Origin of the sequence: Rhodanobacter sp. Col0626, assembly GCF_049994385.1 — a bacterium.
Taxonomy (GTDB): Bacteria; Pseudomonadota; Gammaproteobacteria; order Xanthomonadales; family Rhodanobacteraceae; genus Rhodanobacter.
Map to the genome: position 1 here is coordinate 594,901 of NZ_CP188260.1, position 16,096 is coordinate 610,996.

The 16,096-nt window shown below is 65.7% G+C and carries 13 protein-coding genes; 3 read left to right on the plus strand and 10 right to left on the minus strand.

Translation table 11 applies throughout. From position 1 onward, the window contains the following. Positions 1-60: 60 nt before the first annotated feature. On the plus strand, positions 61-1,746 hold the full coding sequence (gene ligB / locus ACPPVV_RS02375) for an NAD-dependent DNA ligase LigB (RefSeq protein WP_426703144.1): 1,686 nt from the start codon (positions 61-63) through the stop codon (positions 1,744-1,746). Between the two features lie 130 nt (positions 1,747-1,876). Here the strand turns inward: ligB and ACPPVV_RS02380 are convergent, their stop codons facing one another. The 6 genes from ACPPVV_RS02380 to dinG form a co-directional block, all read right to left on the minus strand. Beyond that, on the minus strand, positions 1,877-2,278 hold the full coding sequence (locus ACPPVV_RS02380; protein ID WP_426701884.1) for a YchJ family protein: 402 nt from the start codon (positions 2,276-2,278) through the stop codon (positions 1,877-1,879). Positions 2,279-2,321: 43 nt separating this feature from the next. Then, a complete protein-coding gene (locus ACPPVV_RS02385) occupies positions 2,322-2,918 on the minus strand; it encodes a DUF938 domain-containing protein (RefSeq protein WP_426701885.1) in 597 nt (198 codons plus the stop codon). A 22-nt stretch (positions 2,919-2,940) separates the two neighbouring features. Then, positions 2,941-3,138 carry a hypothetical protein gene (locus ACPPVV_RS02390; RefSeq protein ID WP_426701886.1) on the minus strand — a complete coding sequence of 66 codons (198 nt, stop codon included), beginning with the start codon at positions 3,136-3,138 and terminating at the stop codon, positions 2,941-2,943. A gap of 89 nt (positions 3,139-3,227) precedes the next feature. Next, positions 3,228-3,806, minus strand: coding sequence for an NnrU family protein (locus tag ACPPVV_RS02395; protein ID WP_426701887.1), 579 nt, complete (start codon positions 3,804-3,806; stop codon positions 3,228-3,230). Between the two features lie 71 nt (positions 3,807-3,877). Further along, positions 3,878-4,432: a HutD/Ves family protein gene (locus tag ACPPVV_RS02400; protein WP_426701888.1), complete on the minus strand. Its 555-nt coding sequence runs from the start codon at positions 4,430-4,432 to the stop codon at positions 3,878-3,880. Beyond that, positions 4,429-6,549, minus strand: coding sequence for an ATP-dependent DNA helicase DinG (dinG, locus tag ACPPVV_RS02405; protein ID WP_426701889.1), 2,121 nt, complete (start codon positions 6,547-6,549; stop codon positions 4,429-4,431). Before dinG ends, ACPPVV_RS02400 begins: the two co-directional genes overlap by 4 nt. 208 nt (positions 6,550-6,757) lie before the next feature. Here dinG and ACPPVV_RS02410 point away from each other — a divergent pair, with 208 nt between their 5' ends. Then, positions 6,758-9,697 carry an EAL domain-containing protein gene (locus ACPPVV_RS02410; RefSeq protein WP_426701890.1) on the plus strand — a complete coding sequence of 980 codons (2,940 nt, stop codon included), beginning with the start codon at positions 6,758-6,760 and terminating at the stop codon, positions 9,695-9,697. A gap of 12 nt (positions 9,698-9,709) precedes the next feature. Here the strand turns inward: ACPPVV_RS02410 and ACPPVV_RS02415 are convergent, their stop codons facing one another. From ACPPVV_RS02415 to ACPPVV_RS02430, 4 genes are all read right to left on the minus strand, one after another. After that, positions 9,710-10,372: a DsbA family oxidoreductase gene (locus tag ACPPVV_RS02415; protein ID WP_426701891.1), complete on the minus strand. Its 663-nt coding sequence runs from the start codon at positions 10,370-10,372 to the stop codon at positions 9,710-9,712. Positions 10,373-10,498: 126 nt separating this feature from the next. Beyond that, positions 10,499-12,160: an NAD(P)/FAD-dependent oxidoreductase gene (locus tag ACPPVV_RS02420; protein WP_426701892.1), complete on the minus strand. Its 1,662-nt coding sequence runs from the start codon at positions 12,158-12,160 to the stop codon at positions 10,499-10,501. A 158-nt stretch (positions 12,161-12,318) separates the two neighbouring features. Continuing rightward, positions 12,319-12,825, minus strand: coding sequence for a DUF1993 domain-containing protein (locus tag ACPPVV_RS02425; protein ID WP_426701893.1), 507 nt, complete (start codon positions 12,823-12,825; stop codon positions 12,319-12,321). Continuing rightward, a complete protein-coding gene (locus ACPPVV_RS02430; protein ID WP_426701894.1) occupies positions 12,822-14,186 on the minus strand; it encodes a TCR/Tet family MFS transporter in 1,365 nt (454 codons plus the stop codon). Before ACPPVV_RS02430 ends, ACPPVV_RS02425 begins: the two co-directional genes overlap by 4 nt. Before the next feature lie 132 nt (positions 14,187-14,318). Here ACPPVV_RS02430 and ACPPVV_RS02435 point away from each other — a divergent pair, with 132 nt between their 5' ends. Then, on the plus strand, positions 14,319-16,043 hold the full coding sequence (locus ACPPVV_RS02435) for a dipeptidyl-peptidase 3 family protein (RefSeq protein ID WP_426701895.1): 1,725 nt from the start codon (positions 14,319-14,321) through the stop codon (positions 16,041-16,043). Positions 16,044-16,096 lie beyond the last annotated feature (53 nt).

Here is a 16,096-nt window from a genome sequence, read left to right on the forward strand (position 1 = left end):
TGGACGGGCAACTGCTGGCTAGGCTGTCGACAACGTCCACGGAAGGAAGAAAACATGCGCATGGAATGGTTGTGGCCGGTTGCCGGCATCGCGGCATGGGCCTGCAGCACGGCACATGCCGGCGACTGTCCGGACTGGTCGGCCGTCCGGGCGAAGCAGGAGCTGGGCGCACTGCACGACCGACTCGACGGCTGGAATCATGCCTATAGGGTCAGTGGCCAGTCGCCGGTCGACGATGCCGTCTACGACCAGGCATTGCAGCGCTTCAGGCTCTGGCGACGCTGCTTTCCGGCGCAGGCGCCCGCGGCGCTGGCGCATCTGGCCGATGCCAGCGGCGCGGTGCGCTCGCCGGTGGCGCAGACCGGGCTGGCCAAGCTGCCGGATGCCGCTGCGCTGGCTCAGTGGATGCGCGTTCGCGACGACAAGGATCTCTGGGTGCAACCGAAGGCCGATGGTGTGGCAGTCACCCTGCTGTATCTGGATGGCCAATTGCAGCAGGCCACCAGCCGCGGCGATGGTGTGCAAGGTTCGGACTGGACCGCGTTGGCGCAGCGCATCGATGCGATTCCCAAACGCCTGCCACACGCACCCGCGCGCGTGGTCTTGCAGGGCGAGTTGTACTGGCGTCTATCGGGTCACGTGCAATCGGATGATGGTGGCGCCAATGCGCGCTCGACGGTGGCCGGTGCGCTGGCGCGCGATGAGCTCGATGCCGACATCGCCGCGCAGGTCGGCCTGTTCGTGTGGGACTGGCCCAGTGGCCCGGCGGACATGACGGCGCGGTTGGCGGGGCTTGCGGCAATGGGCCTGGCAGACAGCGTCGCGTATACGCACCCGGTCACTTCGATCGACGACGTGAAGCGCTGGCGCGAGCAGTGGTATCGCCATGCCATGCCCTTCGCCGCCGACGGCACCGTGGTTCGACAGGGCCATCGTCCGCTCGCCGCAACGTGGCAGGCATCACCGCCGGCCTGGGCGGTGGCGTGGAAGTATCCGGCGGCTTCCGCGCTGGCCGAGGTGCGCGCGGTGACCTTCACCGTCGGACGCAGCGGCCGCATCACGCCGGTCCTGGAGCTGGCGCCGGTGCAACTGGATGACCATCGCGTGCAGCGGGTCAGTGTCGGCTCGCTGCGTCGCTGGCAGCAGCTCGACATCCGGCCGGGCGATCAGGTCGAGGTGGTACTGGCCGGCCTGACCATTCCACGGTTGCAGTCGGTGGCATGGCGCGCGCAGGAGCGCGTTGCGGTGTCGCCACCGGATCCGCAAGCACATGGTCCGCTGAGCTGCTGGCAGGCCGGCCCCGGCTGCGAGCAGCAATTCCGTGCACGGCTGGTCCGGTTGGGCGGCCGGCAAGGCCTGCGCCTCGATGGACTTGGCGCTAATACGTGGCAGGCGCTGATCGACGCGGACCTGGTTCATCAGCTGCTCGACTGGATGGATCTCACGCCCAAGCAACTGGCCGTCGTGCCTGGCCTCGGCGCCGGCCGTGCAGCGGCCCTGGCGAAAGCTTTTGCCAGCGCACGCGATCGGCCGTTTGCGGATTGGTTGCGTGCGCTCGGTGTTCCGGCCGCCAGCTTTGGTGATGGAACGGACTGGAAAGTACTGAGCAGTCGCGGCGTGGATGAATGGCGTAGCCAGGACGGCGTGGGTACAGGCCGCGCGAAACAGCTGGTGGCTTTTTTCGGTCGCACCGAGGTACGCGCGCAAGCCGTGCGCCTGCACGCTGCCGGCGTTCGGGGTTTCTGACGCGTTCTGTGTGGGAGCGACTTCAGTCGCGACATCGCCGAGGGAATACTCTCTCGCCCTCCGTTCCGGGCGATCCAGCGCATCGCGACTGAAGTCGCTCCCACAGAAGGCGTGGCGTTGGGCGCAGCGCTCAGTTCTTCAACTCACCATCGAGGTAATACCAGCGGCCGTCCGTGCGCACGAAGCGGCTGGTCTCGTGCTGGCGCTGCGCGCGGCCACCGCCCAGGCGGTAACGGGCGACAAATTCGACCATGGCGTGATCGGCATCGATGTCCTGCTGGCGGCGAATCTCCAGTCCCAGCCAGGTCGGCGGCGGTTGCTGCGCGCCCAGTCGCAACGATGTCGGGCGCGTGTCCGGATGCCAGCTGGACAACAGGTAGTCCTCACGCTTGAGCACGTAGGCGCTGTAGCGCGAACGCATCAGCTGGGCGGCGGTGGTCGCGACGGCGCCATCGTGCAGGGGGCCGCAGCACTGGATGTATCCGAGGGGATTGCCGCAGGGGCAGGGAGTGAGCGTATCGATCGACTTCATGCCGCCTTTGTACCCGGTTCGGCGGTTTTGTGCAGGTAGCCATTCAGACGCGGATGCGGCGCCACACGCGGCAGCGATTGTTGGCCGGCATAGCGATATCGTCGATCAGCACGAAGCCCGCGTCGCTCGCAAGAGCATCGACGGCCTCGGCGTCGCGGATACCCATGTGCGCATCGCGCGCCTTCAGCCATTGATCGAACGCGGCGTTGCTGTCGCTGCTGTAGCGACCCCCATAATTGAAGGGGCCGTAGACAACCAGGATGGCGTCGGGACCGGTGATGGCGGGCAGGCGCGCGAACAGACATTGCACTTCCGGCCACGCCATGATGTGCAGCGTGTTGGCGCTGAACACGGCGTCGAACGGTCCGGCGGGCCAGGTTCCACCGACATCGAGGGTCAACGGTGGCGGCGTGTTCGGCAGGTCCGCTTCATCGAACCAGGCGCGGATGCCGGACAGATTTTCCGCGCGATCCGAACTTTGCCATGTCAGCTGCGGCAGTGCGGCGGCGAAATGCACCGCATGCTGACCGGTGCCGCTGCCGATCTCCAGCACCTGCCGGCGATCGGAGAAATGGTCGCGCAGCACGGCGAGGATCGGTTCGCGATTGCGCTCGCACGAGGGCGAGTGCGGCTTGCTCACGTCCTGAGGGATACGCTTTCGCTCAGACCGGATGACCGCGCAACACGCGTGCCGGCAGCATCAGCAACGCACCGAGGAAGGCGAACACCGCGCCCACGGTAACGCCCACCAGTCGCAGCGGCAGCACCAGCAGCCATACGATCGGATAAAGGACCAGCGCCAGCAGCGCGAGCGGCCAGCAGAACACCAGCAGCAACAGCCAGAGCAGGAAACCAGCCATATGTTGATCCTCGCGGATGTGGGGGCGGTGCCGACTTTAGCGCAGGTCGACGGCGATGCGCAGATGACTCTCGACACCCCTGCAGTTGATCACGCCATGGGATTCACGCCGATCAGCCACCGGTGCAGCCACAGCGCGAAAATCACCCAGGCCACGAGGCCGATGACCACGGTCAGTACATCGCCTTTCAGCGTGCCGGGCGGATAAGTCGTTCCATCGCGGCGATCGCGCCGGCGCGATGCGGCAAACAGCGCCATCGCCCACAGCAGGAACGCGCCGAACAACACCACGTCGTGCAGCATCCCCGTGGCCAACAGGTGGCCGAACGCCCACACCTTCACCGCCAGCACCTGCGGATGATGCAGCCGTGCCTTGAAATGGTTGCGCGGCACGCGGGCAGCAAAGAACAGTACGAACGCAACCAGCGTGAACAACGCATTGAGGTGGCGCAGCCACATCGGCGGCACGTACAGCAGTACCGGATGCTGCCGCGCCAGTGCGAAACCCCAGCAGATCAGCACGAAGCCGATGATGGCGAACAGCGAGTACAAGCCTTTCCAGCGTTTCAGCCCCAGCCGTTGGATCTGGCCTGCACGCCAGCCGTCGGCAAGGATGCGCAGCGAATGCAGGCCGAGGAACAACATGAGGCCGAGGATCAGCACGGACATGGCGGGAGCTCCGGTAGCGGCGATGAATGCCGAATATAGAGTTCCGCCGCGCCGCACAGTAGTGACATTCGTCAGGCCACGATTTCGACCCGTACGACCAGCGCCAGTGCGTCCGGATGCAGGGTCAGTGGCGCGGCATCGGGTGATGGCCGCCAGGCATCACCCGGATGCAGGGTGGCGTCACCGCAGCCGATCGTGCCGCGGGCGCAGTAGACCAGCACGACGTCGTCGTCGGGTGTGCGAGCGCCCGTATCCCGCCACACCTCGATGCCTCCGCGCGCATGTTCGCGACGCAACATCAGGTTGAAATCGCGGGTGAGGCCACCGGTCAGCGTCACCGCCACTTTTGCCTCGCCGGGAAACGCGAATGGCGCGAACGGTGTCGTCAGCGCGTGTGTCCGCTCACTATCCAGCGTCATCGTGAAACCGGCACCGTCCAGCAGCACGATCTGCCGGTCGATGCCGGGAAAGGTGGAGAACGGCGCGGCGCTGTCGACCTCGGCGATGCTGACGCGCCAGAGAAAATCGTCGCCATCGGTACCGGACGGCTGGACGGCTATTTCTCGGGTGCGACCCATGCCGTTCTTCCATGGCTGGGATGGGCAATCGGAAAGGCGGATGATCATGCGGTTCTCTCGATCACGCGCTGGAACGGCGGCAACGCCTTCAACATGCCGCTGCCGTAGCGCTTGGTCACCACGCGACGATCCAGCAGCACGATGCGGCCATGGTCGGTTTCGTTGCGGATCAGCCGGCCGCAGTACTGCGTGAGCAGACGCGTGGCTTCGGGGATGCTCACTTCGATGAACGGATTGCGCCCGCGCGATTCCAGCCATTCGGCGTAGGTCGCCCCGACCGGATCGGTGGGCACCGCGAACGGGAGCTGGGTGATCACCACCGTCTCGCACAGCTTGCCCGGAAGGTCGAGGCCCTCGCCGAACGAGGCAAGGCCAAACAGCGTGCTGCCCTTGCCTGCCTCGATGTCCGCGCAATGCTCGGCGACCAGTTGCGACTTGCCCAATGAACCCTGCGCGCGCACCTTGCGCACCTGGGCGATCGGCAGCTTCTGCAACACACGATCGAGTTTCACGCGCGAAGTGAACAGCACCAGGTTGCCCGCGTCCCAGTCGAGGTTTTCGGCCAGCCACTCGCTGATTTCTTCCGCATGCGCTTCGCGCGCGTCGGGCAAGGTGCGCATCGCCGGCACTTCCAGCCGCGCCTGTGCGGCAAGGTCGAAGGGCGAGGGCAGGCTCAGCGTCACCGCGTCGTCGGGCAGGCCGACGGCGTCGGCGAAGCCGCGGAAATTGCCGCCCGCGCTCAGCGTCGCCGAGGTCATCACCACGCCGCTGGCGTTGCCCCATAGAACGCTGCGCAGGAGACCGGCGGCGGAAACCGACGACGCGTGGCAGACCAGTTGCTGGTCGGCGCCCAGGGTGACCCAGCGCGCCATCGGCGGTACGTCGTCGGGATCGTCGCCGGACCACGCACGCCAACAGCTGGCCTGCTTGCCGATGCGCTCCAGTGCGATGCCGAGTTCGCGCGACAGTGCTTCCTGGGTGGGGCCGCCGTCGGTCATCTCGACCACCGCGCGGCGCACGGCGGTGAGCCAGCGCTGTACTTCACCGGTGAGCAGGCTGAGCAGGCGCGCGTGTTCCACCCACGGCTCCGGCAGTTGGCCCAACGAACCGCGGTACATCGGCTCGGTCTCGGCCGGATCGGGCAGCCAGCCCAGGCGGATCTCCTTCTCCAGCTCTTCCAGCGTGTTGCTCAGTTCCTGCAGCTTTTCATCGCCCTTGTCGAGGCTGAGCTTGCCCAGGCTTTCCTTGTCGGTCAGCGAATACGCCGCATGCACCTGCCGGCCGAGACGGCTCAGCTGGCGCACGGTGGCGGTCATGTAAACCTCGGCGGCACCGCGGTCGATCGCCTTGCCCGGCACATGGTGACCTTCGTCGAAGATGTACAGCGTCTCGTCCGGCCGCGGCAGGATGACGCCGCCCCACGCCGGACTGGAGCCGCCATCACCCTCGCCCGGCATGGTGAGGTCGGCCAGCACCAGGTCCTGGTTCGCCACGATGATCTCGGCGTCGTCCACCGCGCGGCGCGCGGCGAAGAACGGACAAATCATGAACTGACCGCACTTGCGCCCGGTGCAACCACCGGCGCTGGTGGTGATCATCGGCCGCAGCAGGTCGCTGACCGCCTCCGGCGCGCTGTCCATGTCGCCGTTCCACTCATTGTGATCGAACGCCACGCGCAATTTTGCCAGCGCCTGCTTGTCGCGTGCCTGCGGTGGTTTGGTCCAGAGCACCAGATCGGCATCGAAACCGGCCAGGCCCATCTGCGCGGTGTCGTTGATGCTGTTGGCCGCCATCATCAGGTTGCGCGGGCACAGATAGCGGCCGCGACCCTTGGCCAGCGCCACCTTCGCCTCGATGCCGTTGAGCTGCAGATACAGCGGGATATCGCGCTGCACCAACTGCTCCTGCAATGCCACGGTGGCGGTGGCGATCAGCAGCTTTTTCTTCTGGAAGCGCGCCACTTCCACGCCAGCGATCAGGTAGGCCATCGACTTGCCGGTGCCGGTCGGCGCTTCGATCACCGCCACGCCGCCCGTCTGGCCGAACGCCTTGGCCACCTCCGCGATCATCTTTCCCTGTGACGCGCGGGCGCGGAAGCCCGGCAGCCCGTCTTTCAGGCGCGCATAGGCGGCGCGGATGGCGTCTTTGGTGGCGTCGGCGAGCATGCGGGGTCGGAAACCTGTGAGGCGAATAACCGGGCGTGTGGTGCGGCGAACGCCGCTGGCCGGCTGCAAGAGGAACAGTCTATCGGTATTGCGTGTTCGGCCGCATGCGGGCAGGGTGGTGACAGCGCTGGCACCATCGCCATCGCGCGGTTTTGCAGGGGTATGCTGGGCAACCGACATGGGCGGCCAGGGCCTGGGGGATGGATCGATGAAACATGCGTCGCATGACGGGTCGCTGCAGCTGGGCTGGCTGGCTCGGCTGATCGTCGCGCATGCGCCGGATGAGGTGGCCGAGGCGATCGCGGCGCTGGCCCAGGCCCGGCCGGGCTGCAAGGCGGCCTGGGTGCTGTGGGGGTTGGATGATCCGGCGGATTGGCACAGCATGCCATCGACCCCGACCGACCCGGCAGACCGGGCGTGGCTGCAGCGGGTCAGCAGCTTTGCCCACCCGCGATGGCACCCGGATGGGCAGCGCGTCGCGGTGCGGTTGTGCGAGCAACCCGAAACGGCGCTGTTGTTGCTGCACTTGGAGCCGACCCACGCCGATGCCGGCTTTTTCGATGAACTGCAGGCACCACTGCAACTGGCTGGCCAGCATCTGCGGCGGGCGCTGGAGTGGGCCGACCTGCAGGATTCGCACGAGCAGCTCGAACGCTCGGAAAATTTGCAGCGCGCGCTGTTCGCCATCTCCGACCTGGCGGGTTCCGAGCGCGACATGCCAGCCATGCTGCGCGGTATCCACGCCATCGTCAGTACGCTGATGTACGCGGAAAACTTCTTCATCGTGCTGCACAACGCCGAGCGGGACACGGTCCGTTTTCTGTATTTCGTCGACGTCAACGACGACATGCCACCCGGCGGCGGCCAGGACATGCCGTTGAGCGCGATCGAGTACACGCTGACCTGGTATGTGATGCGCGACGGCAAGGCCCGCATGGGCAATGCCGAGGAACTACGCAGCCAGGTTCCCGGACCGGTCGCGATGATCGGCGCTGACAGCTACGACTGGCTGGGCGTACCGATGCTGCGCGACGGCCAGCCCGGCGGCGCGCTGGTGGTACAGAGCTACCGACCGGACGTCGGCTTCAGCGACGATGACCTGGCACTGCTGGAGTTCGTCGGCAGCCACATCCTCACCGCACTGGAGCGCAAACAGGGCAAGGAGGATCTGGAGCAGCGCGTGCGGCTGCGCACGCTGCAACTGGCCGAGGCCAATCACGGGCTGCAGCTGGAGATCCTCGAGCGGCAGCGCGCCGAGCACCTGCAGGCCGCGCTGTTCCAGATCGCCGAACTGGCCACCGCGGACATCGACCAGGACACGTTCTACCGCCGCGTGCATGGCGTGGTCGGCGAGCTGCTGAATGCGGAAAACTTCTTCATCGCGCTGCTCTCCGACGATCACCAGCGACTGACCTTTCCGTACTCGGTGGACGCTGTACTGATGCCGCCGGCCGAGCGCCCATTGGGACGCGGACTGAGCGAGTACGTGCTGCGCCGTGGCACGGCACTGCGCGCGGACAACGCCGATATCGAGGAGCTGGATCGCCGCGGCGAGATCGCGCCGGGCCGCTCCGGTTCGCCGGCGATGTGCTGGCTGGGCGTGCCGCTGATCGTCGGCGACGAAGTGATCGGCCTGGTCACCGTGCAGAGCTATCGGCCCGACGTGGTCTATGGCCCGGCCGACCAGGAACTGCTCAGCTTTGTCGCCTCGCAGATCGCCAACAGCTTGACCCGGCGCCGTTCCGCCGAATCGCTGAAACGTGCCTACGAACAGCTCGAACACCGCGTCGAAGAGCGCACGCTGGCCTTGCGCAAGGAGATCAACGAGCGCGAGCGCATGCAGGATCAGTTGCGTCACCAGGTCATGCACGATTCGCTTACCGGCTTGCCGAATCGCAGCTATCTGCGTGACCGCATCGATCGCGTGCTGGCCGTGATGCGGCGCGAACCGCAGCAACGTTGCGCACTGCTGTACCTGGATGTCGACCGGTTCAAGATCATCAACGACAGCCTCGGCCACTTGGCTGGCGACGAGGTGTTGAAAGAAGTGGCCACCCGCCTGGCCGACTGCGTGCGCCATCCCGACCTCGTGGCGCGGCTGTCAGGCGACGAATTCGCCGTCCTGCTGGAGCAGCAGGAGCTTCCGCCGGCGGCCACGGCGGTGGCGCAGCGCATCCTGGATGCGCTGGCGGCACCGATGCTGGTCGCCGGCAAGGAATTGCAGGTGACCGCCAGCGTGGGCATCGCGATCGGCGATGATCATTACGCGACAGCCGACGAGATGCTGCGTGACGCCGACATCGCGCTGTACCGGGCCAAGGAACTCGGACGCAAGCGCTTTGCGTTGTTCGACGAAACGCTGGCAAAGAACGTGGTCGACGTGCTGGCGATGGAGGGCGAGTTGCGTCAGGCGCTGCTGCACGATCAATTCGAACCGTACTTCCAGCCGATCTGCGCGCTAGGTGGTCGCCGCCGGGTGATGGGCTACGAGGCACTGATCCGATGGAACCATCCGCAGCGCGGTGTGCTGTGGCCGAACGACTTCCTCAAGATCGCCGAGGATAGCGGGCTGGTCGAGACGATCGACTGGCGCATGTTCGAGCTCAGCTGCGAACTGCTGCTGCAACACGATCGCGCGGATACCTTCATGACGATCAACGTCTCGGCGCTGCACCTGCGCCACGCGGATTTCGACGGACGCCTGATCCAGTTGCTCGAACGCACCGGCCTGCCGCCGGAGCGGCTGGTCGTCGAAGTCACCGAAGGCGCCTTGCTGGATAACCCCGAGCGTGTGCGTGCCACCCTCGATCGCCTGCGCACGATGGGCATCGGTGCCGCGCTGGACGACTTCGGCACCGGCTATTCGTCGCTCAGCTACCTGCACTCGCTGCCGCTGCGCATCCTGAAGATCGACCGAGCGTTCGTGCAGGAACTGGACAGGGGCGCCAATACGTCCAGCACCACGGTGGTGGCCGCCATCCTGGCGCTGGCGAGTGCGCTGAATATCCAGGTGATCGCCGAGGGCATCGAGACCGAGATCCAGCTCGGCGCCCTGACGGCGATGGGTTGCGAGATGGGCCAGGGCTACCTGCTGGGCCACCCGTCGCCGAGCCATCATTGGCAGCAGTCCGGCGCCGCCGGTGCATGAGCCGGCGGCGGTTCAAGCCGCTGCCGCAATTTGCCGCAAAGCCTGCTCGAAGGCCTCCGGCGGTTGCCCACCGGAAATCAGGTGCTGGCCATTGATGATCGTCGCCGGCACGGAATGGATACCCCGCGACATGAAGAACTCCTCTTGCGCGCGGACATCCTCGGCAAACTCATCACTGGAAAGGATCTGCCGCGCCCGGTCCGCATCCAGCCTGACTTCACCGGCCAGCCGCAGCAGCGTGTCATGCGCGCTGACATCTTCGCCGTCGGTGAAATAAGCGCGCAGCAACGCCTGCTTCAGTGCGATGTGCCGACCTTCCAGTTCGGCCCAATGCAGCAGTCGGTGCGCATCGAAGGTGTTGTAGACGCGAGTGCGCCGATCCATGTTGAAAGTGAAACCCAACGCCGCGCCGCGCTCGCGGATCGCCTCGCGATTGGCATCGACCTGCTGCGCCGAACTGCCGTACTTGCGCACGAGGTGTTCGGTGGAATCCTCGCCTTCGGGCGGCATTTGCGGATTCAGCTCGAACGGCTGGAAATGGATCTCCGCCGTCACCTCGCCATCGAGCCTGGTTAGCGCCTGCTGCAGCGACGCCAGCCCCACCGCACACCACGGACAGGAAACGTCGGACACGAAATCGATGCGGACGGGGACGGGAGAGTTGGAGGTCGACATGGGGACTCCTTCACGAAAATGGCGGATGGACCACTGCTACGTGCGGGCACCGGAACGAGCAATCAATTGCCGGCTTGCATGGCGTGGACCGTGTGATTCGCCTTTTGGCTGTTTTTCCCAGTCAACTCATGGGTTGAACACGGATTGCCCCGTCATGCTCAGCGCCACCGCCTCGGCCACCTTGATGCCATCGACGGCGGCGGAGAGGATACCGCCAGCGTAGCCGGCACCTTCGCCGGCGGGATAGAGGCCGCGGGTGTTGAGGCTTTGCAGGCTGTCGTCGCGCTTGATGCGGACGGGCGAGGAGGTGCGAGTCTCCACGCCGGTCAGGATGGCGTCGTGCATGGCGTAGCCCCTGATCTGCCGATCGAACGCAGGCAGCGCTTCGCGGATCGCGGCGATCGCATAGTCGGGCAGTGCGCTGTCGAGGCTGCCCAGGGTCACGCCGGGTTGGTATGACGGCTGCACGTCGCCGAATTCGCGCGAGGCGCGGCCGGCCAGGAAATCGCCGACCAGTTGCGCGGGCGCGCTGTAGTTTTCGCCGCCGAGGGTGAAGGCGTGGCTTTCCAGTGCGCGTTGCAGCGTGATGCCGGCGAGCGGGCTGCCACTATCGTCGAACGGCGCGAAGTCGGAGGGTTCGATGCCAACCACCACCGCCGCGTTCGCGTTGCGCTCGTTGCGCGAGTACTGGCTCATGCCGTTGGTGACCACACGGCCTGGCTCGCTGGCGGCGGCGACCACGGTGCCGCCGGGGCACATGCAGAAGCTGTACACCGAGCGCCCGGGACTGCCCTGATGTCCCTTGCCGTGATGCACCAGCTTGTAGTCGGCCGCGCCGAGGATCGGGTGGCCGGCCTGCGCACCGAAGCGGGCGCGGTCGATCACCGACTGCGGGTGTTCGATGCGGAAGCCGATCGAGAAGGGCTTGGCTTCGAGATAAACGCCGCGCGCATGCAGCATCTCGAACGTGTCGCGCGCGCTGTGGCCGAGCGCCAGCACCACATGGTCGGAACGAAGCTGCTCGCCGCTGGCCAGGGTTACGCCGCGCACATGGCGTTCGCCGGCGGCATCGGTGTCGATCAGCAGGTCGTCGACGCGCTGGCTGAAACGGATCTCGCCGCCCAGCGACTCGATCGTGGCGCGCATGTTTTCCACCATCGTCACCAGCCGGAACGTGCCGATGTGCGGCTTGCTGACGTAGAGGATTTCTTCGGGAGCGCCGGCCTTGACGAACTCCGTCAGCACCTTGCGGCCGTGGTGCAGCGGGTCGCGGATCTGGCTGTGCAGCTTGCCGTCGGAGAATGTGCCGGCGCCGCCTTCACCGAATTGCACGTTCGATTCGGGATGCAGGTTGCGCTTGCGCCAGAGGTCCCAGGTGTCCTTGGTGCGCTCGCGCACTTCCTTGCCGCGGTCGAGGATGATCGGGCGGAAACCCATCTGCGCCAGGATCAGCCCGACGAACAGGCCGCACGGGCCGAAGCCGATCACCAGCGGGCGGTGTTCGATCCGCGCCGGCGCCGTGGCCACGACGTGGTAGTGGGTATCGGGCGTGGGCTGCACGTGCACGTCGTCGGCGAAGCGCTGCAGCAGTTCGGCTTCGCGCGGAGTGTCGATGTCCAGCGCGTAGATCAACGTGATCGCGCCGCGCTTGCGTGCGTCGTAGCCGCGCCGGGCGATCGTGTAGCCACTCAATTCCCCCGCCTCGATACCCAGGCGCTTGAGGATCGCGGCAGCAAGCGCAGCCTCGCCGTGATCGAGCGGCAGCTTGAGGTCGGTCAGTCGCAACATTCGTCAGGGGTCCGGAAAGCAGGGCAAGCCACCGGATTTTCGCAGATATCGCGCAGGCGTGACGCTCGCAGATCGCCCGTGCCCTGTGGGAGCGACTTCAGTCGCGACGTTTGGGCTGTCGCGGCTGAAGCTGCTCCCGCAGGACCATCAATTTGCGATTACGCCTGGCCGATGAAATCCGTCTTGCCGATGTCGGCGCCGGCCTCGCGCAGGATGTTGTAGGCGGTGGTGCAGTGGAAGAACAGGTTGGGGAGGCTGAAACCCAGCAGGTAGGCCTGGCCTTCGAGCGTCATCTCGCCGGTGCGCGTCTTCATCACGATGGAGCGGGTCTCGCTGCCGTCGATCTGCTCCGGCTTGAAGCTCTGGATGTACTCGACCACGCGCTCGATGCGGTTGCAGGCCTGCTCCAGCGTGGTCTCGTTGTCCTCGAAGCTCTGCGGCTCCGCGCCAGCCAGGCGGGCGGCGCCGCGCGAGGCCATGTCGCAGGCGATCTGGATCTGCTTGATCAGCGGCAGCATGTCGGGGATCAGTCGCGTCTGCAGCAGCACTTCGTCGCTGACGTTCTTCGACTTCGCGTGCTCCGCGCCCTTCTTCAGTACATGGGTGAGATTGCCGAGTGCGCGGACGAAGACGGGTACGGAAGCCTGGTACATGGACAATGTCATGGGTGATCCTGGGGTTCGTGGGGATGCGGTTCGTGGGAATGTTCAGGTGGATGCGCAGTGGCGACGGGAGGCATGTCGCCGGGCAAGACGGTGGGGGTGGAGGCGTCGGGCTTCAATGCGACGGTGGCCGGCAGGCGCCGGGTGACCCGCGCCGCGATCACCAGACCCACCAGCATCAGCACCGCCGAAAGCACGAAGGCTACACCCGGCAGGTGGATGGGCGAGGACGGTGCGATCGATACCGCAAATACCTGCGCGAACAGGTAGGGTCCGAAGATGCCGGCGAAACTGCCCAGGCTGCCGATGGCGCCCTGCAGCCGGCCTTGTTCGGACGGATCGACCTGCTGCGTCATGATCGACTGGATCGGCGGCATGGCCAGTCCCCACAACGCCAGCAGGGGAATGCCGAACAGGAACGTCCAGCCGACGTTGGCCAGCCCCATCACCAGGAACGCGCCCACGCCGAACAGCATGCCGGCCAGCAGCACGCGGCGCTCGCCGAAACGCGGTGCCAGCTTGCCGGTGAGCACGGCCTGCACGAAACCGTCGCAGGCGCCGACCAGCATCAGCACGTAGCCGACCGCCTGCGGGCCCCAGCTGTAACGGTAATCCGCGTACAGCACGAACACCGTCTGCAAGACGTAATGCGCGAGATAGACCAGGAACAGCACCACGGCCAGGCCGAACACCTGCGGGTAGCGACGCAACAGTTTCAGCGAACCGAACGGATGTGCGCTGTGCAGTTCGATGCGCGCGGTGCGGCGCTCTTTCGGCAGCGATTCGGGCAGGATGAAGCAGCCGTACAGGAAATTGCACAGCGCCAGTCCGGCGGCCACCCAGAACGGCAGCCGCAGCGCGATGCCGCCGAGAAAGCCGCCGATGCCCGGCCCGATGATGAAACCCAGTCCGAACGCGCTGCCGAGGATGCCGAACGCGGCGGCGCGCTTTTCCTTGGAAGTGATGTCGGCGATATAGGCATTGGCGGTGCTGAAGCTGGCCGCGGTCATGCCCAGCAGGATGCGCGCCAGGAACAGCAGCCACAGCGTCGGCGCCAGCGCCAGCACCACGAAATCCACCGCCAGGCCGAGGTTGGAAATCAGGATCACCGGCCGTCGGCCGAAACGGTCCGACAGCGCACCCTGTACCGGCGCGAACACGAATTGCACCAGCGCGAACACCGTGCTGAAGATGCCCACCCACCACGCCGCTTTCGCGATGCCGCCGCCGGCCAGCTGCTCGATCAGGTGCGGCAGCACCGGAATGACGATGCCGAACGCCAGCATGTCCAGCAGTACGGTGACGTAGATGAATACGAGCGCAGCGCGATGGCGCGGTTCAGCGGAGGACGCTGGCGAATGCATGGCTGTGCCGGGGACCAGGGGATGGCACGATAACTGAACCACGGCGGCGTGGCATGTGCGGTTGGTCAGTGGCCGGCGGCAACGTGCCGGGCAGCGCGATACCATGGTCCATCCGTTCGCCAAGGAATCGCCATGTACCGACGTCTGCTCCCCATGTGCCTGCTGCTCGCGCTGGCTGGCTGCTCATCCAGCCATGACACGACCTCCACTGCGCCGGTATCGAAGGAAGAACTGGCGCCAGCACCGGCGGCCACCACGCCGGCACCGGCCGGTAGCGCCGTGCAGGCGGAAACCAGCGGCGCGGTCGCGCAGCATCTGGCCAATTACGCCACGGTGAAACTCACCGCTGACCTGTCCGCGTTCAATGCAAAGCAGAAGAAAATGATCGCGCTGCTGGTCGAGGCAGCTGACGGCATGAACGCGATCTACTGGCAACAGGCGTGGGGCGACAAGGGCGCCCTCTTGCAGAAAATCAGCGACCCCGCCACGCGCGAATTCGCCGAGATCAACTACGGCCCGTGGGACCGGCTGGACAACGACAAGAGTTTTGTAGACGGCATCGGCGAACGTCCGGCCGGCGCGCAGTTCTATCCCGCCGACATGACCAAGGAACAATTCGAACAAGCCACGCTGCCGGACAAGACCGCGCTGTACACCTTGCTGCGGCGTGACGCGCAGGGCCAATTGATCACCGTGCCGTATCACGAGGCCTACAAGGCCGATCTGGAAAAGGCCGCCGGCCTGCTGCGCGATGCCGCGAAACTGGCGCGGGACCCGGGCTTCAAAAAGTACCTGACGATGCGTGCGGCCGCCCTGCTCAGCGATGACTACCAGCCCAGCGATTTCGCCTGGATGGCGATGAAGAACAACCCGGTCGATATCGTCATCGGTCCGATCGAAACCTACGAGGATCAACTCTACGGTTACAAGGCCAGCTACGAATCGTACGTGCTGATCAAGGATCAGGCGTGGAGCAAGAAGCTGGCACGCTTCGCCCAGTACCTGCCCGAGTTGCAGCGCGGCCTGCCGGTGCCCGATCGCTACAAGGCCGAGAAGCCGGGTTCCGATGCCGACCTCAATGCCTATTTCGCGATCTACTACGGTGGCGACGCGAACGTCGGCGCCAAGACCATTGCGATCAACCTGCCCAACGACGAGCAGGTGCAGTTGAAGAAGGGCACGCGCCGCCTGCAACTGGAAAACGTAATGCAGGCGAAGTTCGACAAGATCATGCTGCCGATCGGCAAGGCGCTGATCGCCGACGACCAGCAGAACAACCTCACCTTCGACGCGTTCTTCCAGAACACCATGTTCCACGAAGTGGCGCACGGCCTCGGCATCAAGGAAACGCTGAACGGCAAGGGCACGGTGCGCAAGGCGCTGAAGGACCAGGCCTCCAGTTTCGAGGAAGGCAAGGCCGACGTGCTCGGCCTGTACCTGGTCAGCAAGCTGGCTGAAAAAGGCGAGCTGGACAAGTCCAGGCTGATGAACAATTACGTCACCTTTCTCGCCGGCATCCTGCGTTCGGTGCGTTTCGGCGCCAGCGATGCGCACGCCAAGGCGAACATGGTGCGTTTCAATTTCTTCAAGCAGCAGGGCGCGTTCAGCCGCGATGAAACGACCGGCCGCTATCGCGTCGATTTCAACAAGATGACCGCGGCGATGAACGCGCTGTCGGAAAAACTCTTGACCATCCAGGGCAACGGCGATTACGACGCCGCCCGGCAACTCACCGATCAGATGGGCGCGGTCGACGCCGAACTCGCCGGCGATCTGAAGCGGCTCGACCAGGCACACATTCCGGTCGACATCCGCTTCGAGCAGGGGCTGGATGCGCTGGGGCTGGACAAGCACTGAGACCAAGGGTGGCGGCGCCGCGTGCTACCGCCACCTCGTCGGGCTCGGCAGCG